This window comes from Uliginosibacterium sp. TH139 (genome assembly GCF_002855595.1).
GTDB classification, from domain to species: Bacteria; Pseudomonadota; Gammaproteobacteria; order Burkholderiales; family Rhodocyclaceae; genus Uliginosibacterium; species Uliginosibacterium aquaticum.
This window is the reverse complement of the sequence record NZ_PKRR01000006.1, coordinates 177712-198647: the sequence shown is the minus strand read 5'-3', so window position 1 is coordinate 198647 and position 20936 is coordinate 177712. Positions and strand designations below refer to the sequence as shown.

23 protein-coding genes and 1 tRNA gene are annotated in these 20936 nt (G+C 63.0%); 13 read left to right on the top strand and 11 right to left on the bottom strand.

All coding sequences use genetic code 11. The features are described 5' to 3' along the window. Positions 1–383: 383 nt before the first annotated feature. The 6 genes from erpA to C0V76_RS14895 form a co-directional block, all read right to left on the bottom strand. Positions 384–737 (bottom strand): iron-sulfur cluster insertion protein ErpA, encoded by a 354-nt coding sequence (gene erpA / locus C0V76_RS14920; protein WP_101943408.1) that lies wholly within the window; start codon positions 735–737, stop codon positions 384–386. A 136-nt stretch (positions 738–873) separates the two neighbouring features. Then, complete coding sequence (gene rplS / locus C0V76_RS14915; protein WP_101943407.1) at positions 874–1239, bottom strand: 50S ribosomal protein L19; 366 nt, start codon at positions 1237–1239, stop codon at positions 874–876. Between the two features lie 79 nt (positions 1240–1318). Beyond that, entirely contained in the window at positions 1319–2113 is a 795-nt protein-coding gene (gene trmD / locus C0V76_RS14910; RefSeq protein WP_256376425.1) for a tRNA (guanosine(37)-N1)-methyltransferase TrmD, read from the bottom strand. Continuing rightward, entirely contained in the window at positions 2110–2619 is a 510-nt protein-coding gene (rimM, locus tag C0V76_RS14905) for a ribosome maturation factor RimM (protein ID WP_101943405.1), read from the bottom strand. The genes trmD and rimM overlap by 4 nt, the downstream gene beginning before the upstream one ends. A 14-nt stretch (positions 2620–2633) precedes the next feature. Beyond that, positions 2634–2885, bottom strand: a complete 252-nt coding sequence (rpsP, locus tag C0V76_RS14900) for a 30S ribosomal protein S16 (RefSeq protein WP_101943404.1) — start codon at positions 2883–2885, stop codon at positions 2634–2636. A 525-nt stretch (positions 2886–3410) separates the two neighbouring features. Beyond that, a tRNA-Met gene (locus tag C0V76_RS14895) sits at positions 3411–3487 on the bottom strand. A gap of 200 nt (positions 3488–3687) precedes the next feature. On the opposite strand from C0V76_RS14895, the gene C0V76_RS14890 reads away from it, so the two are divergent. The 11 genes from C0V76_RS14890 to C0V76_RS14840 all read left to right on the top strand — a co-directional run bounded on the left by C0V76_RS14890 (position 3688) and on the right by C0V76_RS14840 (position 15728). Next, on the top strand, positions 3688–4041 hold the full coding sequence (locus tag C0V76_RS14890; RefSeq protein ID WP_101943403.1) for a hypothetical protein: 354 nt from the start codon (positions 3688–3690) through the stop codon (positions 4039–4041). A 31-nt stretch (positions 4042–4072) separates the two neighbouring features. Next, on the top strand, positions 4073–5407 hold the full coding sequence (gene miaB / locus C0V76_RS14885; protein WP_101943402.1) for a tRNA (N6-isopentenyl adenosine(37)-C2)-methylthiotransferase MiaB: 1335 nt from the start codon (positions 4073–4075) through the stop codon (positions 5405–5407). 37 nt (positions 5408–5444) lie between these two features. After that, positions 5445–8117: a zinc-dependent metalloprotease gene (locus C0V76_RS14880; RefSeq protein ID WP_101943401.1), complete on the top strand. Its 2673-nt coding sequence runs from the start codon at positions 5445–5447 to the stop codon at positions 8115–8117. A 90-nt stretch (positions 8118–8207) separates the two neighbouring features. Continuing rightward, entirely contained in the window at positions 8208–9008 is an 801-nt protein-coding gene (locus C0V76_RS14875) for an amino acid ABC transporter substrate-binding protein (protein ID WP_101943400.1), read from the top strand. A 69-nt stretch (positions 9009–9077) separates the two neighbouring features. Then, entirely contained in the window at positions 9078–9731 is a 654-nt protein-coding gene (locus C0V76_RS14870) for an amino acid ABC transporter permease (protein ID WP_101943399.1), read from the top strand. Between the two features lie 4 nt (positions 9732–9735). Then, entirely contained in the window at positions 9736–10488 is a 753-nt protein-coding gene (locus C0V76_RS14865; protein ID WP_101943398.1) for an amino acid ABC transporter ATP-binding protein, read from the top strand. A gap of 21 nt (positions 10489–10509) precedes the next feature. After that, a complete protein-coding gene (locus C0V76_RS14860; protein ID WP_101943397.1) occupies positions 10510–11526 on the top strand; it encodes a PhoH family protein in 1017 nt (338 codons plus the stop codon). Beyond that, entirely contained in the window at positions 11523–12218 is a 696-nt protein-coding gene (murU, locus tag C0V76_RS14855) for an N-acetylmuramate alpha-1-phosphate uridylyltransferase MurU (RefSeq protein WP_101943396.1), read from the top strand. The genes C0V76_RS14860 and murU overlap by 4 nt, the downstream gene beginning before the upstream one ends. Positions 12219–12260: 42 nt before the next feature. Beyond that, positions 12261–13586 carry a Xaa-Pro aminopeptidase gene (pepP, locus tag C0V76_RS14850; protein ID WP_101943395.1) on the top strand — a complete coding sequence of 442 codons (1326 nt, stop codon included), beginning with the start codon at positions 12261–12263 and terminating at the stop codon, positions 13584–13586. Next, entirely contained in the window at positions 13586–14713 is a 1128-nt protein-coding gene (locus C0V76_RS14845) for an FAD-dependent monooxygenase (RefSeq protein ID WP_101943394.1), read from the top strand. The genes pepP and C0V76_RS14845 overlap by 1 nt, the downstream gene beginning before the upstream one ends. Before the next feature lie 145 nt (positions 14714–14858). Further along, positions 14859–15728 (top strand): LysR family transcriptional regulator, encoded by an 870-nt coding sequence (locus C0V76_RS14840; RefSeq protein ID WP_101943393.1) that lies wholly within the window; start codon positions 14859–14861, stop codon positions 15726–15728. Between the two features lie 19 nt (positions 15729–15747). Here the strand turns inward: C0V76_RS14840 and C0V76_RS14835 are convergent, their stop codons facing one another. The 3 genes from C0V76_RS14835 to C0V76_RS14825 all read right to left on the bottom strand — a co-directional run bounded on the left by C0V76_RS14835 (position 15748) and on the right by C0V76_RS14825 (position 17813). Next, the gene (locus C0V76_RS14835) at positions 15748–16140 is read right to left on the bottom strand and encodes a nuclear transport factor 2 family protein (RefSeq protein WP_101943392.1); all 393 of its coding nucleotides are present in this window, start codon (positions 16138–16140) and stop codon (positions 15748–15750) included. Between the two features lie 14 nt (positions 16141–16154). Then, on the bottom strand, positions 16155–16850 hold the full coding sequence (locus C0V76_RS14830; RefSeq protein WP_101943391.1) for a DsbA family protein: 696 nt from the start codon (positions 16848–16850) through the stop codon (positions 16155–16157). Between the two features lie 72 nt (positions 16851–16922). After that, positions 16923–17813 carry an MBL fold metallo-hydrolase gene (locus C0V76_RS14825; protein ID WP_101943390.1) on the bottom strand — a complete coding sequence of 297 codons (891 nt, stop codon included), beginning with the start codon at positions 17811–17813 and terminating at the stop codon, positions 16923–16925. 103 nt (positions 17814–17916) lie between these two features. Here C0V76_RS14825 and C0V76_RS14820 point away from each other — a divergent pair, with 103 nt between their 5' ends. Continuing rightward, a complete protein-coding gene (locus tag C0V76_RS14820; protein WP_101943389.1) occupies positions 17917–18825 on the top strand; it encodes a LysR family transcriptional regulator in 909 nt (302 codons plus the stop codon). A gap of 22 nt (positions 18826–18847) precedes the next feature. On the opposite strand, the gene C0V76_RS14815 is transcribed toward C0V76_RS14820, so the two are convergent. Further along, positions 18848–19777, bottom strand: coding sequence for a VTT domain-containing protein (locus C0V76_RS14815; protein ID WP_101943388.1), 930 nt, complete (start codon positions 19775–19777; stop codon positions 18848–18850). A 221-nt stretch (positions 19778–19998) separates the two neighbouring features. Between C0V76_RS14815 and C0V76_RS14810 the strand changes: the two genes are divergently transcribed. Further along, positions 19999–20244 carry a hypothetical protein gene (locus C0V76_RS14810; RefSeq protein ID WP_101943387.1) on the top strand — a complete coding sequence of 82 codons (246 nt, stop codon included), beginning with the start codon at positions 19999–20001 and terminating at the stop codon, positions 20242–20244. Between the two features lie 22 nt (positions 20245–20266). On the opposite strand, the gene C0V76_RS14805 is transcribed toward C0V76_RS14810, so the two are convergent. After that, on the bottom strand, positions 20267–20878 hold the full coding sequence (locus C0V76_RS14805) for a glutathione S-transferase family protein (protein WP_101943386.1): 612 nt from the start codon (positions 20876–20878) through the stop codon (positions 20267–20269). Between the last annotated feature and the right edge of the window lie 58 nt (positions 20879–20936).

Here is a 20936-nt window from a genome sequence, read left to right as displayed (position 1 = left end):
TAAAGAGCATCCCGTTTCCGGGCTTTGCATTCTTTGCTACGCTTTTTACTGCGCTGCATCGTTTGCGAGAGGGGCGCATTCTACACCCCTTAAACACCTTGTCAAGCATTTTTGAGAAATTCTTTAGAACCACTCAAACCAAAACTTGACTGCCGAACCTGCTTCAAACCTAGGCCTGAAGCACTTTCTGACCCTCTTGCTGTTTCGCTTTCGCGTCATCAGCAGAGAAGCGAGATTATGGAGACTGAACCCCGGTACGTCAACAGCTTTGTCGCATTTAAGCAAAGAAACTGCCTACCCCACCTGGCCCCACCGCCAAACCCCACAAACCCCTAAACAAAAGGCCGCTTACGCGGCCTTTTGTTTGCTCGAACATCGGTTGCTTACACCGAGAAAGAGGACCCGCAACCGCAAGTTGTTGTTGCGTTCGGGTTGCGGATCACGAATTGCGAGCCTTCGAGTCCGTCCGTGTAGTCAATCTCGGCCCCCACCAGATACTGATAGCTCATGGAGTCGATCAAAAGGGTGACGCCATTTTTTTGCAACTGGGTATCGTCTTCGTTCACCTCTTCGTCAAAGGTGAAGCCGTACTGGAAGCCGGAGCAGCCGCCGCCAGAGACAAACACGCGTAGCTTGAGCTCGGCGTTGCCTTCTTCGTCGATAAGTTCCTTGACCTTGTTGGCTGCGCTGTCAGTAAAGACCAGCAGCTCTGGCATTTCAGCGGTAGTTGTGTTCATGTTCTCTCCTGCAGGGAAGCACGGGTTGGTGCTCATATAGTGCCATTGGACCTGATCTGCGCCAACAGGTTCTGGCCCGTACAGCAAAACGCCCCGCACAAGGCGAGGCGTCTAGCAAAACATCTGAAGCAAAAGCTCAGGCCTTCTTGAGCTCCAGCTTTTCCTTGATGCGAGCCGATTTGCCCGAGCGGCTGCGCAGGTAGTAGAGCTTGGCGCGACGCACATCGCCACGACGCTTCACTTCAATGCTGGCCACCAACGGGGAGTAGGACTGGAAGGTGCGCTCCACGCCTTCGCCCGAAGAGATCTTGCGAACGATGAAGGACGAGTTCAGGCCACGGTTACGCTTGGCAATCACGACTCCCTCGTACGCCTGCAGACGCTCGCGGTTGCCTTCCTTCACCTTAACCTGAACGATCACGGTATCGCCAGGAGCGAATTCAGGAATGGTTTTGCCGAGACGGGCAATTTCTTCTTGCTCGAGTTGCTGGATCAGATTCATGCGTATCTCCATTTTTAACAATCACGGTCCGCTTCGGACCCTTCACGCAGAGCAGGTCGCCACCTGATACGTGCCTTGGTTATTCGCTCCGGCGAACCAGAGCACTGCTTTCCCGCTTGAATTCCTCAAGCAGCAAATTCTCTTCGCGACTCAACTCACGACCTTCCAGCATGTCCGGTCGTTTTCGCCGGGTCAGGCCCAAGGCCTGCTTCAAGCGCCATCGTTTGATTTGCGCATGATTGCCAGACATCAGTACCGACGGCACCAAAACGCCGCGATAGTTGTCAGGGCGTGTGTAGTGCGGGCAATCCAACAATCCCGCAACAAAGGAGTCTTCCGCTGCCGAATCCGCATCATTCAAAGCGCCCGGCAATAGCCTAATGATGGCATCCATCAACAACATTGCCGGCAACTCACCACCGGAAACCACAAAATCCCCGATGGAGACTTCCTCATCCACTTCGGCATCAATCAAACGCTGATCAATGCCCTCATAACGCCCGCAGAGCAGGATCAACCCCGGCTCCTGCGCAAGTCGAACCACCCCAGCATGATCCAATGGGCTGCCTTGCGGCGAGAGGTAAACCACCCTCCCCGCTACACCAAGCACTTCCTTTTGCACTGCTTTTGCCGCAGAGATCGCCTTACTCAAAGGCTCAGCCAGCATCACCATGCCCGGCCCACCTCCGTACGGGCGATCATCAACCGTACGATGCGGATCCACCGTGAAATCACGAGGATTCCAGCACTGTGACTGCCACAAGCCCCGGTCAACCGCTCGCCGGGACACTCCGAAATCGCGAACCGCTGCGAACATTTCGGGAAAAATCGTTACTACATCAAAACGCCGCAAGCCAGCAGAAACCTGACTCACCAGTCCGCCCCCCAGTCGACGCTAATCAGGCCGGCAGCCAGATCCACATCCAACACGTAGGCTGCGACAAAAGGAATCAGTCGCTCTGTTTCGCCATCAGCAATTTCCAGAACGTCGTGAGCGCCTGTCTCGATAAGCCCTCGCACCACGCCTAGCGGCACGCCGGCCTTACCTGTCACGCGCAACCCGATCAGGTCAGCCCAGTAATACTCATCCTTGCCTGGCTTCGGCAAAGCCTCCCGGGGCGCAGCGAGAAACCAACCATCGATAGCCTCGGCAGCTGTTCTATCTGCAACTCCCTCCAGCGCCACGACAATCAGCTTGCCATGGGGCCGCAGACCGCTCGAAACAACCGGGCGCCAGTCTTCCGCTTTTGCGGAATCCGGATCAGGGCCGACCCACCACTGCGGCATACGCCGCCATGACATCGGATCATCACCAAGCGGCTGAACCTTCAGCCAGCCATGAATGCCGAAAGGGGCGACTATGCGCCCCATCACGATCATGGCTTGTCGATCAATCAGGCAGCTGCCTTGGCAGACTGCTTGACCAGACGAGCAACGGTGGGCGACAACTGGGCGCCCTGTTGCTGCCAGTAAGCCAGACGTTCCACATTCACCGACAGGCCTTGTTCGGCGCCGGAAGCCACGGGGTTGTAGTAACCCACGCGCTCGATGAAACGACCATCGCGACGATTGCGGGAATCGGTCGCAACGATGTTGAAGAACGGGCGCTTCTTGGCGCCGCCACGTGCAAGACGGATAACAACCATGGTTCAGTATCCTGAAAAATCCGGTAGCGAATTACCGAAAACCGGCAATCATATAGCTGCCGAACGGGCAGATCAATACCTTCCGCTCCGAACAACCGGAACGAAAGACGGAAAAAACTGGTGCCGCTTGTCTGGATTGAACAGACGACCTACCGCTTACCGTACCACTTCGTCTTTCGACGCCGCCCGAAAGCGTTCGTGGTCTGGACTATCCCTTCACCCTGGCTTTCGCTTTAGGCGCTGCCCGTCTAGTCTCTACACCTTCCCCGTCTCCAGGGCTTGGCTCGGGATTGGCATGCTCTTGCGAACAAAGCTTTCCCCGAATTTGAGCAGTTCTACTCCCAAGGTTTCCCAAGGGGCACTCATGTCAATTTTAAGGCGGTTGCTCTACCACTGAGCTAAAGCGGCACTACCAAACAACAAAACAACCAGTTGGGCTTCAGCGCCCGACCCTCAAGCGGCCCGGAAGACTGCGCCCAAAAACACAAAGCCCGGCCTTTCGGCCAGGCTAAGTATTTGATTCGCTGGTGGTGATGGGCGGAGTCGAACCGCCGACCTATGGGTTATGAATCCATCGCTCTAACCATCTGAGCTACATCACCCCCGAAAGAGCCGGCGATTATAGCGAGGGTCGCGGAGCTTTGCAATGCCCTGAATGCAGGCAAATCGGAGGAGCCGCCTGCGCGCGCACCGTCAAAGCATCGTTAATTCATGCACTTGGGCGGAGCTGGATTGACTTTGGCAGGGTGATGACTGACCATGCGCCCCTTCCCGCAACCAGCCTTGAAACCTCGTGCGCGCCATGAAATCTCTCCTGAAATTCGTGTTGTGTCTGATGCTTACGGGTGCTGCCATGGCCCAAACCGATCCGGTACGCCCCATTCCGGACGATGCACTGAAGGCTGAGATGCAGGTGATCGGGGAGCGCCAGCTGAAGCTCAACAACCTGAGCGTTCGACTCTCTGTCGGCGGCGTGATCGTCAATCAAAACAATCTGGTTGTGCTGACCCAGTCATTGGGCAGTTCAACCTATATCGTTCGTGTGAAATTCAACGCGCAAGGCGAAGCCCAGAAGGTCTGGATCCTGACGGCGGCCGAAGACGCGGTTGCCGCGCCCAAGCTGAAGTCGGACACCCCCTGGTGGAAAGTGTTCTGAGCCTTGCCCCAACCTGCAGTGAAGTGACCTGATGAAGAAGCTGTACATCCGCACCTTCGGGTGCCAGATGAACGAGTACGACTCGGACAAGATGGCCGACGTACTCGCCGCCGGTGAAGAACTGGTCAAAACCGACAACCCCGAAGAAGCCGACGTGATCCTCTTCAACACCTGCTCCGTGCGCGAAAAGGCGCAGGAGAAGGTGTTCCACGACCTGGGTCGGGTCAAGCACCTCAAACAATCGAATCCCAAGCTGATCATCGGCGTAGGGGGCTGCGTGGCCTCTCAGGAAGGCGAGGCGATCATTTCACGCGCGCCTTATGTAGACGTGGTCTTCGGCCCGCAGACCCTGCACCGCCTGCCCGAGCTGATCGAGGCCCGCCGCGAGTCCGGCAAGTCGCAGGTGGACATCAGCTTCCCTGAGAACGAGAAGTTCGATGCCCTGCCGCCCGCCCGAGTCGAGGGCGCTTCGGCTTTCGTGTCGATTATGGAAGGGTGCTCGAAGTTCTGTACCTATTGCATCGTGCCTTACACGCGCGGCGACGAGATCTATCGTCCGCTCGGCGATGTGCTGGCCGAAATCGCCGGACTGACGGAGCAAGGGGTGAAGGAAATCACCCTGCTCGGGCAGAACGTGAATGCATGGCGCGCCCCCGTGGAACCGGGCTCGGAAGAAATGGCGGACTTCGCCTTCCTGCTCGAATGCGTGCATGAAATTCCAGGCGTGGAGCGCATCCGCTACACCACCTCGCACCCGCGCGAGATGACCCAACGCGTGTTCGAGGCCTATGCCAAGCTGCCCAAGCTGGTCTCCCACCTGCATCTGCCGGTGCAGGCCGGCTCGGATCGCGTGCTGGCGGCCATGAAACGTGGCTACACGATCCTCGAATACAAATCGGTGGTGAGGAAACTCCGCGCAGCACGGCCGGACCTCTCACTGTCAACTGACTTCATCGTCGGCTTCCCCGGCGAAACAGAGGCCGATTTCGAAGCCACCATGAAGCTGATCGACGAGATCGGCTTCGATGCTTCCTTCAGCTTCATCTTCAGCCGCCGCCCCGGCACGCCGGCAGCCGAGATGCACGACGACACGCCGCAGGAATTGAAGCTCGCACGGCTGTCGCGCCTGCAAAAGCGTATCGACGAGCTGGCCAGTGAGGTCAGCGCCAGCATGGTCGGCACGACCCAGCGCGTGCTAGTGGAAGGCCGCTCAAAGAAAGATCCGGGCGAACTTGCCGCGCGTACCGACAACAACCGCGTCGTGAACTTCAAGGGCAACCCTCGCCAGATCGGCCACTTCATCAATGTGAAGATCACCGCGGCGCTGCCGCATTCGCTGCGCGGCGAGGTGGAGATTGCGGAATAAGCGGTCTGAACAACTGAAACTGGCGTCACTCGGTGTCGTGCTCGCAGCCCTTGCTGCCTGCGCGGCAGCACCCGAGCAAGCTGTCAGCAGCGGCACCACACCCAAAAAACCAACAGCCAAAACCGTGGCGGTCCCGTTGGCGTCGGCCTCTGCACCCATCGCGACCGCCCCCCCCGGGTCAAACGGCAGTGCCAGCAGCGCGGCCAGCAAGCTCCCGTCTTACGCAGAGCTCATCAAGGACTTCACCCGCCTGCCCGGCTGGCTGAACATTTACAAGAAGGACGAGCGCTACCTCCTGGAACTCAAGGAGAGCGACTTCGCCCAGCCTTTCTTCTTCACCACCCAACGCAGCCGCGGCATCGGTGAGCGCTGGTTGTGGAGTGGCATGATGCTGGAGTCCGGCATCGGCAAGTTCGTGCGCCTGTCGGACCGTGTTCAGTGGATCGAACGCAACGCGGGCTTCGTCGCCAGCAGCAAACCAATGCAGTTCGCGGTGGCAGACGCCTATTCGGACAGCCTGCGTGGCGGCGCAGCCATTCTCAGCCAGCCCCACCCTAGCAGCCGCGCCATTCTGGTTGACCTCAACGCCCTGCTGCTGACCGACTTTTCAGCCAGCGTGGCCCAGCTGCAAAGCACCTACCGCCAGCCCTACCAGTTCGATCGGGCCAACAGCCTGATCCAGCAGGTGCGCAGCAACAGCGAGGAAACTGTGGTCGAGTTGCTGAGCCACTACGCCGCCGCCTCGCTGGCAGTGCCGACCCCCGGCCAGGCGGTTCAGCCCTCCACGCCGGGCACCCTGCCCGATGCACGCAGCATGTTCCTCGGCTTTGCCGTGAGCTTCTCGCCGCTGCCCACCGAAATGGCGGGCCGCCCAGCCGATGCACGCGTAGGTTACTTCCGCAGCCAGCGCTACAACTACGATCGCAACCTTGCGCCCCATCCACGCGAATACGTAATCAAACGCTGGCGGCTAGAGAAGAAGGATCCGGCGGCCCCCTTGTCCGAGCCCGTCAAGCCAATCACCTACTGGCTGGATCGCAATATCCCCGAGCAATACCGCGACACCGTGCGCGAGGCCATCCTCAGCTGGAACACCGCCTTCGAGCGTGCCGGCTTCAAGGATGCGATTCGCGTCGAGCAGCAGGCCGACGACGCCCCCTGGCGCAGCGCCTCCCGCCAGCACGCCACCGTGCAATGGCTGCTCGGCACCGATGCCAGCGCCTCAATCGGCCCCTCGCTCGTCGATCCACGCAGTGGCGAAATCCTCGATGCGGATATCGTGATCAGTGACTTCCGCCCACGCGGTGCGCGTCGGGCCGCGCTCTATGACTTCCCGCGCAAAGCGCACACCCACGAGCACGACGAACCCTGCGACTTTGCAGAAGCGAGCTTCGCCGACCTCGCCCAGGCCCTCGAACTGGCCGCTGCACGCGGCGAAATAGAGCCGGACGGCCCTGAAGCAGAAGCCCTCGCCAAGGACGTGCTGCGCTGGGTGGTGATGCACGAGGTCGGTCACACCCTGGGGCTCACCCACAACTTCCGCGCCTCCTCGGCTTACACCCTGGCCCAGCTGCGCGACCCGGCCTTCGTGGAACGGAACGGTCTGGCCCCCTCGGTAATGGACTACACCCCGCTCAATCAGCACCCTGCCAGCGCAGGCAAGGTCGCTCTGACCCAGAAAACGCTGGGCCCTTACGACCTGTGGGCCATCGAGTACGGCTACACCCCACTACCACGCGAGGAAGAACGCGCCCAATTGCGCAAGATTGCCGGGCGCGCCGAAAACGATCCGCTGCTGAGCTACGGCGACGATTTCGACGCTGGCAGTTTTGACGGCAACGTGCTCTCCGCCGGCATCGATCCGGCAGTCGCCCGCTACGACCTGGGCAATGATCCGGTGGCCTGGTTCCGCCTGCGCCTGCAGCTCGCCCGCGAATTGTGGGATGCATTGGCCAAACACCCCCCTTCCGGTCGTGAAGAGGAAGCCCGGGAAACACGCGCGGCAGTCAATAGCAGCCTCAGCCAGCTCGGCATGGCCGCCAGCAATGCGGCACGCAACATCGGCGGCGTCAGCATCAGCCGCCACACTTCACCGGCCCGGCGTGACGTGTTTACGCCACTGCCCGCCTCGGTCCAGCGCGCAACACTTGCGGCCCTCTCTCAGGGGCTGTTCCAGCCCGCCAGCTTCCAGATCGAGCCGGCCTTGCTGCGCCGCCTCGCGCCGGACTACTTCGAACCGCTCAGCCTTGAGCCACAGCCCAGCATCGGCGCCAGCGTGCTGCGCCAGCAAAGCACGGTACTGGACCTGCTGTTCTCGGACCGTGTCAGTCAGCGCCTGCTCGAAGCCGAGCTGCTGGTCAGCGATCGCTTCAGTCTGGCCGAACTGCACGCCACCCTACGCCAGGACATCTGGCAGGAACTCAGGGCCGGCACGGACATCCCGCAGCAGCGCCGCGCCCTGCAGCGGGCTCACCTGAGCCGGCTGAGCAACCTGATCCTGCGCGGCAGTGGTGCCAGCAGTGGTGCGACAGGCACCGCACCCGCCGATGTGCGCGCCCTGGCCCGCCACGAAGCCAGCGCTCTGCAGCTCGCCTTGCGCACGGCCCTGCCGCAGGGCGGGCGCAGCGTGGAAGCACGCGCACATTTGCAGGAATCGCTCGCGACGCTGGACGAGGCCTTGCACGCACCGCTGCTGCGCACGCAGCCGTAACGCTACGGCTTGCCCGGCGCGAGCCGCAGGTAGACAATCGCGGCTTCGCCCCGTGCGGGCCCGTACTGAATTTTCCGGAGTCTTCCGAACATGAAGAAACTGACCGCGCTTGTCGCTGCCGCCCTCACCACCAGCCTGTTGCTTGGCGCCTGTGGCAAGAAGGAAGAAACCCAGATCGCCGCCGAAGCCTCGGCACCTGTAGTTGCCACCAAGATCGTCGTGGGTCTCGATGATCACTTCCCGCCGATGGGTTTCCGCGATGAGAAGAACGAGCTCGTCGGCTTCGACATCGATATGGCCAAGGAAGCCGCCAAGCGCCTGGGCATGGACGTGGAATTCAAGCCCATCGACTGGAGCGCCAAGGAAGCCGAGCTCAACGGCAAGCGTATCGACGTGCTGTGGAACGGCCTCACCATCACCGAAGAGCGCCGCGCCAACATCGGCTTCACCGCGCCCTATCTCGAAAACCACCAGATCGTGATCGTGGCCACCAACTCGCCGATCAAGACCAAGGCCGAACTGGCCGGCAAGATCGTCGGTGTGCAGGAAGGATCGTCCGCTGTGGATGCCGTGAACAAAGATCCGGCCGGCAAGACGCTGAAGGAACTCAAGCAGTTCGGCGACAACGTCACCGCGCTGATGGACCTCTCCGCCGGCCGGCTCGACGCCATCGTGGTCGACGAAGTGGTGGGCCGTTACTACGCAGCCAAGAAGCCTGCCGACTATGTGGTGCTGGCCGACAACTTCGGTACCGAAGAATACGGTGTGGGCGTGCGCAAAGACGACAGCGAACTGCTCGGCAAGCTGGACAAGGCCATGGCTGATATGAAGGCCGATGGCGCAGCTGCGAAGATCTCCGAGCAGTGGTTCGGCAAGAACATCGTCAAGTAAGCGACGCACACCCCTGCATCACCCGCACAGCCGGCCCCACGGGGCCGGCTGTGTCTTGAAGGCTTCCGCATGGATTACATACTCAGGATTCTTCCCCAGCTCATCGACGGCGCGGGCATCACGATCCAGGTTTTCCTGATCACCCTAGTCCTCGCTGTGCCGCTGGGCCTTGCCCTCGCGCTGGGGCGTATCTCTCGCTGGCCCGCCGTGTCGGTCGCCGTGAATGGCTACATCTGGCTCATGCGCGGCACACCGCTGATGCTGCAGATGCTCTTCATCTACTTCGCCCTGCCTTTCGTGCCGGGCATCGGCATCCGCCTGCCAGACTTCCCTGCCGCCATCGTGGCCTTCGTGCTGAACTACGCGGCCTACTTCGCCGAGATCTTCCGCGCCGGCATCCAGTCCATCGACCGCGGCCAGTACGAGGGCGCCAAGGTGCTGGGCCTCACCTATGCCCAGACCATGCGCCGCATCGTGCTGCCGCAGATGATCCGCCGCATCCTACCGCCGGTGTCGAATGAAACCATCACGCTGGTGAAGGACACCTCGCTGATCTACGTGCTGGCCATGAACGATCTCTTGCGCGCCGCGCGCGGGATCGTGCAGCGCGATTTCACCACCTCGCCCTTCGTGGTCGCCGCCGCCTTCTACCTGCTGATGACCCTGCTCCTGACCTGGGGCTTCCAGTACCTCGAGAAACGCTACGCAGCCCATGACGAATAAGCCCATGATCAAGGCCAGCGGCCTGCACAAACGCTTCGGCCACAACGAAGTGCTCAAGGGCGTGTCGCTCGAAATGAGCAAGGGCGAAGTCATCGCCGTGATCGGCCCGTCGGGTTCCGGCAAGAGCACCTTCCTGCGCTGTCTGAACCATCTGGAGACCATCGACGCCGGGCGCATCGAGATCGAAGGCGATGTGCTGGCCGACACCGACGCCGCCGGCCAGGCCCGCTACGCCCCGGAAGCCGAAGTGCGCCGCATCTGCCGGCGCATGGGCATGGTCTTCCAGCACTTCAACCTGTTCCCGCACATGACCGTGCTGCAGAACATCATCGAAGCGCCGATCACCGTGAAAGGCATGAGTCGCGACGCGATCATTCCCAAGGCCGAAGCCCTGCTCGCCAAGGTCGGCCTCTCGGCCAAGCGCGACGCCTACCCAGCGCGCCTCTCTGGCGGCCAGAAGCAGCGCGTGGCGATCGCACGCGCCTTGGCCATGGAGCCGGACATCATGCTCTTCGACGAACCCACCTCGGCACTGGATCCCGAGCTCACCGGCGAAGTGCTGCGCACCATGCGCCAGCTCGCCGATGAGCACATGACCATGCTGGTCGTCACCCACGAGATGGGCTTTGCGCGCGAAGTCGCCAATCGGGTGATCTTCATGGACCACGGCGAGATCGTGGAGGAACGCCCGGCGGCTGAGTTCTTCGCCAGCCCGGCGCATCCCCGCAGCTGCGCATTTCTCGATAACATGCTCTGATCCAGCTTCCGGAATCGCTTCGTGGTCACTCCCGTCAGCAAGCCCGCTCCCGCCTCCCGGCCGCGCCGCCTTGAACTCCAGCTGGCCCCGCCAGACAACGCCCGGCTCGCCAACCTGTGCGGCGCGCTGGACGAGAACCTGCGTCAGATCGAAGCGGCCTACGATGTGGCCATCGCGCGTCGTGGCGAGCTGCTGACCCTGCACGGCGAAAGCGCCCAGATCAATATCGCCCGCAACGCCCTGCAGGCCTTCTACCGGCGTGCCGACCAGCACCTCACGGTGGAAGATATCCAGCTTGGCCTGATCGAATTCGCCAAGCGCGATGACACCAGCCCTGCCGCGCCCACCCTGCTCACCCGCCGCAGCGATCTGCACGGCCGCACCCCGCGCCAGAACGAATACCTGCGCGCCATTCAGAGCCACGACATCACCTTCGGCCTCGGCCCGGCCGGCACCGGCAAAACCTATCTGGCCGTGGCCTGCGCGGTGGACGCCTTCGAGCGTGAGCAGGTGCAGCGCATCATCCTGACCCGCCCGGCGGTCGAGGCTGGTGAGCGCCTGGGCTTTCTGCCCGGCGACCTCGCGCAGAAGGTCGACCCTTATCTGCGCCCGCTCTACGACGCGCTCTACGATCTGATGGGCTTCGAGCGCGTGGCCAAAATGTTCGAGCGCCAGTGCATCGAGATCGCCCCGCTGGCCTTCATGCGCGGCCGCACCCTGGCCAACGCCTTCATCATTCTCGATGAAGCACAGAACACCACGCCCGAGCAGATGAAGATGTTCCTCACACGCATCGGCATCGGCTCGCGCGCCGTCGTCACTGGAGATCTGACCCAGATCGATCTGCCGCGCGGCCACAAGAGCGGCCTGCTCGACGCAGTGAAGACCCTCGGCGAAGTGCGCGGCATTGCCTACACTCATTTCACCAAGGAAGACGTGGTGCGTCACCCATTGGTGGCCCGCATCGTGGATGCCTACGAACGCGCCGCCGAAAAACGGGATGCCAGCCCGGATTCCACCTCACAGGCCCAGCCATGAAAGCCATGATCCTCGCTGCCGGACGCGGCGAACGCATGCGTCCGCTCACCGACAGCTGCCCCAAACCCCTCCTTTCGGTTGGAGGCAAATCCCTGATCGCATGGCACATCGAGCGCCTCGCACGCGCCGGCATTCACGACATCGTGATCAACCACGCCCATCTCGGTCATCTGATTGAAGAAACGCTGGGCAGCGGCCGCGAATGGGGCGTGAATATCGATTACTCGCGCGAGGGCGAAGCGCTCGAAACCGCCGGAGGAATCGCCACCGCCCTGCCCCTGTTGGGCGACGTGCCCTTCCTGGTCGTGAATGGCGATGTGTATTGCGAACTCGATTACGCCACCTTCTGTGCCCGCGCGCTGACCCGCATCACCCAGGGCCAGCACGCCCACCTTGCCCTGGTCGACAACCCACCGCAGCATCCGGACGGTGACTTCGTGCTCGACGCCAGCGGCCAGGTGCTGCGCGAAGGCGGCGCCCGCCTGACCTTCTCCGGCATCGGGCTCTATCGCAGCTCGCTGTTCGCTGCAACCGAGCCCGGCACCAAAGCCAAGCTGGCACCGCTGCTGTTCAAGGCCATTGATGCCGGACGCCTCTCCGGCGAACACTTCCACGGCCGCTGGGAAGACGTCGGCACCCCGCAACGCCTGATCGCGCTGGACGAGGAACTCAAGCGCCGGAGCGCTGCCTGATCTGAAAACACCCCAAGCCTCATCACAACAAGAAGATTGCCGATGAACTTCGATTTCGCCCCCTTCGCTGCCCGCCGCGCCCGCCTCGCCGACCAGATCCGCGCCGCCGGCGGTGGCATTGCCATCGTGCCCACCGCACCGGAGCGCTGCCGCAATCGCGACAGCGACTACCCCTACCGGCACGACAGCTACTTCCACTACCTCAGCGGCTTCGGCGAACCCGAAGCCGTGCTGGTGCTGATCGCCAGCGCAGAGGAAACCCGCAGCGTGCTGTTCTGCCGCGAGAAGAACGAAGAGCGCGAGATCTGGGATGGCTTCCGCTTTGGCCCCGAAGCCGCGCGCGAGCGCTTCGGCATGGATGCCACCCACCCGGTCAGCGAGCTGGCCAAGCGCCTGCCCGAGCTGATCGGCAACCAGCCGGCGCTGTGGTACTCGCTAGGTCACGATGAAGAATGGGACCGCCGCATCACCGACGCCCTGAACAGCGTGCGTGCCGGCGCCCGCAACGGCATCAGCGTGCCGACCGAGATCTGCGACCTGCGCGTGCAGCTCGACGAGATGCGCCTCTTCAAGGATGCCAACGAAATCGCCCTGATGCGCCGCGCCGCCGAAATCACCTCAGCCGCGCACCGCCGCGCCATGCGGGCCTGCCGCCCGGGCATGATGGAATACGAGATCGAGGCCGAAATCCTGCACGAATTCCGCCGCAGCGGCAGCCAGTTCCCGGCCTACACCAGCATCGTCGCCGGTGGCCCGAATGCCTGCGTGCTGCACTACAACGCCAACAACCAGCCGCTACGCGATGGCGAACTGCTGCTCATCGATGCCGGCTGCGAGTTCGACAGCTATGCCGCCGACATCACCCGCACCTTCCCGGTGAACGGCCGCTTCGAAGGCCCACAGCGCGACGTCTATGCGCTGGTGCTCGCGTCCCAGAAAGCGGCAATCGCCGAATGCCGGGCCGGCAAATACTTCAACGATCCGCACGACGTGGCCGTACGCATCCTTGCTCAGGGCATGCTGGATCTGAAGCTGCTCAGCGGCAGCCTCGACGAAGTACTCGAAACCAGCAGCTACCGCCGTTTCTACATGCACCGCACCAGTCACTGGCTGGGCATGGATGTGCATGACTGCGGCGAATACAAGCAGCGCGGCCGCTGGCGCGATCTCGAGCCCGGCATGGTGCTGACCATCGAGCCCGGCTGCTACATCCGCCCGGCCGACGACGTTCCCGAAGCCTTCTGGAACATCGGCGTGCGCATCGAGGATGACGTGCTGATCACCGGCAATCATCCGGACGTACTCACCTCCGCCGCGCCCAAATGCATCAAGGATGTGGAAGCCTGCATGGCGGAGGCACTCGCCTGATGGCCCCACCGATTGCCATCATCGGTGCCGGCCCGCTCGGGCTGGCCACGGCGCTGGCCTTATCGCGACGCGGGCAGGCAGTGGAGATTTTCGACGCCCGCAGCCTCGCGGCCACCCAGCAGGACAATCGCACCCTCGCCCTCTCGCACGGCAGCCGTGAGCTGCTCGAGTTGCTCGGCGCTTGGCCCGCAGCCCTGGCTACGCCGATCACCCACATCACCATCTCGCAGCAAAGCGGCTTCGCGCGCAGTCAGCTCAGCGCCGCCGAACAACGTCTGCCCGCGCTGGGCTACGTCCTCGGCGCCAGCGCCCTGCACGCGGCCCTGCTCAGACAGGTGCAGGCCGCCGGCATTCCGCTGCATGAAGAAACCCGCCTCGAAAGCAGCCAACCCGAGGCCGCTTACATCGAACTGCAACTGCAGCACGCCACCAGCCAGGCCCGCCTGCTGCTGCGCTGCGAAGGTTTCGTGCCGGAGCAGGAAGCCACCCGCATCCGCGACTACGATCAACACGCCCTGCTGTGCCGCGCCACCCCCGTTGCGCCACACCAGAACCTGGCCCACGAACGCTTCACCGCCCGCGGGCCGATCGCCCTGCTGCCCTTCGGACAGGATTACGCCGTAGTGTGGACCGTGCCGGCACAGGAGGCAGAAGGCCTGCTCACCGCCCCCGAGGCGGAATGGCTCGGCGCATTGAATGGTGCACTGGGCGGCCTCGCCACCCTCAACTCGATCAGCGAGCGCGCCCACCATCCGCTGGGCCTGCGCATGCGCCGCGAGATCACCGCCCCGCGTTGCGTATGGCTTGGCAACGCAGCCCAGACCCTGCATCCGGTGGCTGGCCAAGGCTTCAACCTGGCGCTGCGCGATGCCTGGGAGCTGGCCGACACGCTCACCGGCGCGAGCGACCCCGGCGCGCCGGAGCTGCTGGCCCGCTATGCAGCCCGCCGCAAGCTGGACCGCGAAGGCGCCGCCGGCTTTACCGATCTACTGGTGCGCGGCTTCTCCACCCACAACCCGCTGATCTCCGGCCTGCGCGGCGCGGGCCTCGCCGCGCTCGAAGTCCTGCCTCCCCTGCGCCACTTTGTGGCCAAACGCATGATTTACGGGGCCAGGGCCTGGCCTTGAACTTCAGGGCTGAACGCTGAATGCGTCGCCACGTACGACACTGCTGTAGGGTGGAGTGAAACTCCACCAGATGCGTTGACCAGGCTGGCGGAGTTGGCACTCCGCCCTACCGCCCAACGACTTCCGACACCAGACACCCAATACCATGAACCTCCACCTCCTCCGCATCTTCGCCGCCGTCATCGAACAGAAGAGCTTCTCGCGCGCAGCCGAAGTGCAGGGCGTGAGCCAGCCGGCCGTATCGAAAGCCGTCCGTGAGCTGGAAGACCAGTTGCAGGTGGTGTTGCTGGAACGCGGCGGACGCTCGTTCAGGCCGTCGGAAGCGGGCCAGATGCTCTACAAATACGCGCGTGGCATCTTCGCCATGGAGCGTGCCGCCATCGAGGCCGTGCAGGCCTATTCGGAGCTGGAGCGCGGCAGCCTCACCATCGGCGCCTCCACCACCATCGCGGCTTACTGGCTGCCGAAATACATCGCCGAGTTCTCCAGCCAGCACCCCGGCGTGAGCCTGCGTCTGCTCTCCGGCAACACCAAGCAAGTCGCCCAGTGGCTGCTCGATTGCGATGTGGATGTGGCGCTGGTGGAAGGCCATATCGATGACGAGCGTCTCGAGATTCGCCCCTGGCGCCGCGAGCGCATGTTGATCGTGGCAGCCGCCAAGGCCTTCCCGGCCGGACGCAAGCAGCGCGCAACCGATCTCTCGTCCCAACTCTGGCTTTTGCGCGAACCCGGCTCGGGCAGCCGCTCGGTCGTCGAACACGAGATGGAACGGCTCGGCATCCAGCCCGCGCGCACGCTGGAAGCCGGCAGCAACGAGATCATCGTACAGATGGCTGCGGCAGGGCTCGGCCTGGGGCTGGTGCCGGAGCTAGCCGCGGCCGATGCGATTGCGCTGGGCCGCGTGCAGGTCGTGGAACTTGTCGAAGGCGAAATCAGCCGCGAGCTCTTCCGCCTGCGCCTGCCACGCCGCCCGGTGAGTCAGGGCGCACTGGCCTTTGAAGCCATGATCGGCTGAGGTCCAGGCTGCCGAGCCATCATGTGTGCATGGCCCGCGCGACAAGCAAGGTGTCGGTGAATTGCTCGAAGCGGACGATCTTCCCTTCGGAAAGGCGCCACACATGCGTCACCCGCGCCTGCATCGGCTTGCCGGTCTTGCGGTAGGTGCCGGAGTAAGTGCCGATGCCGACCAGTTGCTCACCACCATCGATGATCTGCTCCAGCGCGAAGCTGTAGCCTTCCCATTCACTACCAAGCACAGCAAAGACATTGGCAATGACCTGGTCGGGGCCGATCCAGGTGCCGGCGCAGGGGAAGCCGGCCATCTCGGTCCAGGCCACTTCAGGGGAGACGTCCGCCATCATGGCGGCGAGATCCTGGCGTGCTGATGCAGCGTAGTGTTCGGTGACGATCTGCAGATTGGTTTTCATGACTGTTTCCTGTTTCAGAGCGCGCAGCCATCGGCATCGCAGCCAAAGGCCTCACCTGTAGCAGGCGCGGTCGCGGAGTGAATCTGATTGCGCAGCAAGGTTTGGAAATCCTGCGCACGCCCCAGATAACTTGCAACATCCAGGCGTTTGAAGACGCCCCCGGTTTCGAGCACGAAGCTGGGGAAGCCCTGAGCGGCCATCTGTGCCATGAAGGCCCGGGTCTGCTGGATATGCGCCTGCACGGCCTCGCCCGACTGGTGATCCAGCGCCACGGCGAAGCTTTCCGCTTCCAGACCAAGGCTGGCGGCCACTTCGATCAGCACCGCACGATCCGCGATCCGGCGCCCTTCAACATAGTGGGCAATCTGGAGTTGGGCGAGCATGTCCAGCCCGCGCCCGGCCAGCGCTTCGGCCGCCAGCATGGCTGCCGTCGGCGGCTCGGAGTCGAACACGGCCTCCGTGTCATGCAACAACCCATCGCGATAGCCCTCGCCGAAGGGCTGCCCACTCAGCTGGGCAATCCGCGCGTCATGCGGTTTAACGAAATCGCGTAGCTGCGCGGTGACTGGCTGGCGCCTGGCGCCGGTCATCATGCCGCCGCCATGCGGGATCACGGGTAGGACTTCGCGGGCAGCCTTCACCAACGGCGCGGCGCCGTAGCACCAGCCGCACAGGGGGTCATAGAAGTAATGCAGGGTCGTTGCTGACATGATGAGCGTCCTTTAAAAGTGCAAAGCTCCCGCGCCGCCCTGGTGAGTGCGCCGCGGGAGATTTTCAGCGGATTACCACTGCATTTCGCCCTTGTTGACCTTGGCGCCGATGTCCAGCGCGATGCCCAGGCCAGCTTGCGGGTAGGCCTTCTTCATGGCGTCGATCAGCTCGGCACCGCTCTTGGCCTTGGCCCCTTCCACATCAAAACGCTGCAGATAATCGCGGGTGTAGCGAATGGCGCTCACGTCCAGCGCGGTGCCGGCAGCCATGTGGCCCGGCACAACGGTAGCCGGCTTGAGCGCTTCGATCTCGTCGAGCTGGGCGAACCAGGCTTTGCGTTCGCTGGCCTTCTGGGTATCCGCCGTCCACACATGGAGGTTGCCGAAAATCGCGATGTTGCCGGCGATGGTCTTGATCGACGGAATCCACACATAGGGGCGATGGGCCAGCTCACCCGTGGTGCCGCGCACTTCGATGGTCTCGCCATCCACGCTCAGGCGGGTGCCCTGCAGGAGATCCGGCACGATCGGCTTGTGCGGTGCATTAGCGCCCATCTTCGGTGCCCAGAACGCCACTTTTCCGGCCAGCTTGGCCTCGATTTTCTCGCGCACGGCCGGGGTGGTCAGCACCTGAGCGTTCGGAAAATAGGCCTTCAACACTTCGGCGCCGAAGTAGAAATCCGGGTCCGCGTTGCTGATGAAGATGGTCTTCAGCGTCTTGCCGCTGTCGAGCACATTGGCCGCCACGCGCAGGGCGTCGGCGCGGGTGAAGCCGCTGTCGATCACGATCGCTTCAGTCTTGCCGCTCACCACCACGGCATTGACATGGAAGCTGTTGCCATCGGCGTTATAGACCTTGACCGTGAGCGGCGCAGGCGTCTGCGCATTCGCACCGGTGGCGGCGACGACGCCGAGGGTCAGGGCGGGCACAATGAAACGGACGATGCTGCGGGGCTGGAACATGGTGAATCTCCTTGGGTGGGTTTGCTGTGGAACGAACTTTATGTTTTGCACTCCAGTTGATAAAGTTCGTATCAGTTGAATATTTATTGCATGGATCGACGAAATGGATCGCCTGACAGCTGTGCGCGTCTTTGTGGAAGTGGCCGACCGGGGCAGCCTCACCCAGGCCGCTGAACATCTGGACATGTCGGCCGCAATGGTCAGCCGCTATCTCGCCGCAGTGGAAGACTGGTTCGGCGCCCGCCTGCTGCACCGGACCACGCGCAAGGTCAGCCTCACCGATGCCGGCTTCGCCGCGCTACCCACCTGCCGGCAGCTGCTTGAGCTCGCGGAAGAGGCGCAGCACCTCGCGGCTGAACGCAGCCGTGAGCCCGCTGGCGTGCTGCGCGTTACCAGCTCCGGCTCCTTTGCGGATGCCCAGCTCACAGCGGCGCTGGTCGACTTCCAGCGGCAATATGAGCAAGTGGAAATCGTGCTGTCGGTGGGCGACAAGGCAGCCGATCTGGTGGGTGAGCGGGTCGACCTGGCGGTGCGCATCACCAACACCCTGGACCCGGCGATGATCACGCGGCCACTGGCGCGCTGCCGCTCGAAGCTGTGCGCCTCACCGGACTACCTGAAAAAGCACGGCGTGCCACGTGTGGCAGAGGATTTGCGCCAGCACCGCTGCATTGCGCACGCTTTCGGTATCGGCAAGCAATACCGCTTCACGCAGGGCGGCGAGACGCTGACGGTGCCGGTGGACTGGAGCTTCCACACCAATGAGACCGCCGTGCTGCGGCGGGCTGTGCTTTCGGGCGCGGGCGTCGGCATGTTGCCCACCTACTACCTGGGGGATGAGCTGCGCTCAGGCCGCCTGGTGCAACTGCTGCCGGATCATGAACCGGAGGAGCTGGGCATCCATGCCATCTATCTCTCGCGCCAGCACCAGCCGCTGGCCTTGCGCCTGCTGGTGGATTTTCTGGCCGCGCGCTTTGCCGGCGACCCGGCGCCCTGGGATCAAAGCCTTTAAGCGCGGGAGGAAATGGCGCGTCTCATAGCGCTTGCGGAGGCTGTGCCGCCAACCAAGCTTCATAACCACCTTTCAGCGGCCGGGCGGAGAGATAGCCGGCATCCAGCAGTTGGCGCGCCGCATGTTTCGCGCTGGCGTCTTCCGGGCATGCACACAGGGTCACAACAGGGCGATCCTTCGGCCACTCGCCGGCGTCAATCAGCAGCAATGCAAGCGTCGTCCGCCTTGCCCCCGGGATCGCCGCGGTTTCGGCTGCCATCGCCGCTCCGCGCAAGTCGAGCACCAGCGGCGCATCGCCCTCCGCCATGGCCGCGATCAACTCGTCGGCAGTGATATGGGGAAGTGCAGCGAGTTTGCGGAAGCGGAATTTCTGCCACAGCTTCCAGCTAAGCCAGCCGCCCAGCAAGACCAGCACCAGCACGAGTGCCGTGCGGGTATGCGCTTCGAGCAAGGCGATGGCAGCTCTGACGGTGTCCTGCAAGAGCCAGCCCGCGCTCAGTGCCAGGCCAGCCCACAGCACCGCGCCGGCGCCCGCAGCCAGCAAGAACTTCAGCTGATTCATGCGCAAGGCACCGGCAATCGGCGGCGCTACCGTTGAAAAGCCAGGGATGAATTTAGCGACCACCAGCGAAGGCAGGCCCCAGCGGATGAAGCGCGCTTCCGTTTCGCTGACACAGGAAGAAGGGTTGATCGAGAGCTTGCACAGGCCGGCCAGCACCCGGTAGCCGAAGAGCTGACCCGACCAGTACCACAACCAGTCAGCAATCACCGAGGCCACCAGTGCTGCCGCCAGCACCTGGCCCAGTGCCGAAGGCGTCGTGGCGAGGCTCCCCGCCAACAACAGCGTCGGCACCGCAGGCACCGGCAGACCGATCTGCTGCAGAAGAACGTTGAGAAAAACAACCGTGACTGCATCCTGCTGCAGCGCACGGGTGATCTGTGCTATTTCCATGACCCACCCAATCAACGAATGTCGTGAGGCTGCTGATGACCCGTGCCGCTTCAAACCGGCACCATCACCCCCTGTGCTGCGCTGCTTGCACACCAGGAAGCCAATTCAGAGCTTAGCAAGTGTCAGGCAACAGGCCTAACAAACATTAAAGCTCGCCTGCCAGACAATCATTGCGTGAGCCAACACTCAAGATACGTATGCCTGAACAAGAGGAGAAGCGGATGACCCCTTTGCCCGAGATCCTGGCCCTGATGCGCCAAGGCAAGTGGAACGAGGCTCACAACCTGGTTCAGCTCGATGACTCCCCGACGGCAGCCTGGCTGCATGCGCTGCTGCATGTGCAGGAAGGCGATCTTGAAGATGCCGAGTACTGGTATGGCAAGGCTGGGCGCCACTTCCGCAGCCGCGGCACGCTCAGCGAGGAGCTGGACGCACTCGCAGCCACGCTCCAGGCAGCACAAGGCTGAGGCGAGACGCCCGGCATAACACTCAGACCGCCAGCGCCTTCTGCACCGCAGGCAGCGCGCGGACACGCTCACGATGCGCGATGACTTTTGGATAGGCCGCAGGATCGAGGCCATCGCCTTCCAGCCATTGCGCCACGGTGAACAGGTAGAAATCGCTGATGCCGGCCCGCGCCCCGCTGACCCAACCGGCGGCAGGCAAGTGGGCCTCCACCAGCGCAAAACAAGCGCCCACGCTCTCGGGCACCTTGCGCCGCATGGCTTCAATGGCCGCCGGATCGTCGGCCCAGCGACTGCCGCGCACGCGGTGAGCATGCGCCACATGCAGGGTCGAACACAGGTAACTGTTGAAGGCCTGCACTTGCGCCAGTGCAAACGGATCCTCCAGCGGCGCCAGGGCGGCGGCAGGATAGGTCTGTGCGAGATAGAGCAGGATCGCCGGCGTCTCGGTCAGCACGCCCCGCGCGCACTGCAGGGCCGGCACCCGGCCATTCGGATTGAGCGCCAGAAAGGCCGGGCTGCGCTGCTCGTTGGCCGAGAAGTCCACCTTGTGGACCGTGTAATCCGCGCCGGCATATTCGAGGGTGATCAGCGAAGCCAGCGAGCAGGTGCCGGGGGCATGAAAAAGCATCAGCATGCGGAGAGCCTCGTCAGTAAGTAGCAGGAAGGGCCATCCTGCCACGCATGGCCGCCGG

Bases quoted from the DNA above. Each gene is read 5' to 3' on its own strand.
- C0V76_RS14865 (WP_101943398.1), top strand. From the start codon at position 9,736: ATGATCAAGGCCAGCGGCCTGCACAAACGCTTCGGCCACAACGAAGTG.
- pepP (WP_101943395.1), top strand. From the start codon at position 12,261: ATGAACTTCGATTTCGCCCCCTTCGCTGCCCGCCGCGCCCGCCTCGCC.
- C0V76_RS14845 (WP_101943394.1), top strand. From the start codon at position 13,586: ATGGCCCCACCGATTGCCATCATCGGTGCCGGCCCGCTCGGGCTGGCC.
- C0V76_RS14890 (WP_101943403.1), top strand. From the start codon at position 3,688: ATGAAATCTCTCCTGAAATTCGTGTTGTGTCTGATGCTTACGGGTGCT.
- C0V76_RS14810 (WP_101943387.1), top strand. From the start codon at position 19,999: ATGACCCCTTTGCCCGAGATCCTGGCCCTGATGCGCCAAGGCAAGTGG.
- rpsP (WP_101943404.1), bottom strand. From the start codon at position 2,885: ATGGTTGTTATCCGTCTTGCACGTGGCGGCGCCAAGAAGCGCCCGTTC.
- C0V76_RS14835 (WP_101943392.1), bottom strand. From the start codon at position 16,140: ATGAAAACCAATCTGCAGATCGTCACCGAACACTACGCTGCATCAGCA.
- C0V76_RS14840 (WP_101943393.1), top strand. From the start codon at position 14,859: ATGAACCTCCACCTCCTCCGCATCTTCGCCGCCGTCATCGAACAGAAG.
- miaB (WP_101943402.1), top strand. From the start codon at position 4,073: ATGAAGAAGCTGTACATCCGCACCTTCGGGTGCCAGATGAACGAGTAC.
- C0V76_RS14830 (WP_101943391.1), bottom strand. From the start codon at position 16,850: ATGTCAGCAACGACCCTGCATTACTTCTATGACCCCCTGTGCGGCTGG.
- C0V76_RS14825 (WP_101943390.1), bottom strand. From the start codon at position 17,813: ATGTTCCAGCCCCGCAGCATCGTCCGTTTCATTGTGCCCGCCCTGACC.
- rimM (WP_101943405.1), bottom strand. From the start codon at position 2,619: ATGATCGTGATGGGGCGCATAGTCGCCCCTTTCGGCATTCATGGCTGG.
- murU (WP_101943396.1), top strand. From the start codon at position 11,523: ATGAAAGCCATGATCCTCGCTGCCGGACGCGGCGAACGCATGCGTCCG.
- erpA (WP_101943408.1), bottom strand. From the start codon at position 737: ATGAACACAACTACCGCTGAAATGCCAGAGCTGCTGGTCTTTACTGAC.
- rplS (WP_101943407.1), bottom strand. From the start codon at position 1,239: ATGAATCTGATCCAGCAACTCGAGCAAGAAGAAATTGCCCGTCTCGGC.
- C0V76_RS14815 (WP_101943388.1), bottom strand. From the start codon at position 19,777: ATGGAAATAGCACAGATCACCCGTGCGCTGCAGCAGGATGCAGTCACG.
- C0V76_RS14875 (WP_101943400.1), top strand. From the start codon at position 8,208: ATGAAGAAACTGACCGCGCTTGTCGCTGCCGCCCTCACCACCAGCCTG.
- C0V76_RS14870 (WP_101943399.1), top strand. From the start codon at position 9,078: ATGGATTACATACTCAGGATTCTTCCCCAGCTCATCGACGGCGCGGGC.
- C0V76_RS14820 (WP_101943389.1), top strand. From the start codon at position 17,917: ATGGATCGCCTGACAGCTGTGCGCGTCTTTGTGGAAGTGGCCGACCGG.
- C0V76_RS14805 (WP_101943386.1), bottom strand. From the start codon at position 20,878: ATGCTGATGCTTTTTCATGCCCCCGGCACCTGCTCGCTGGCTTCGCTG.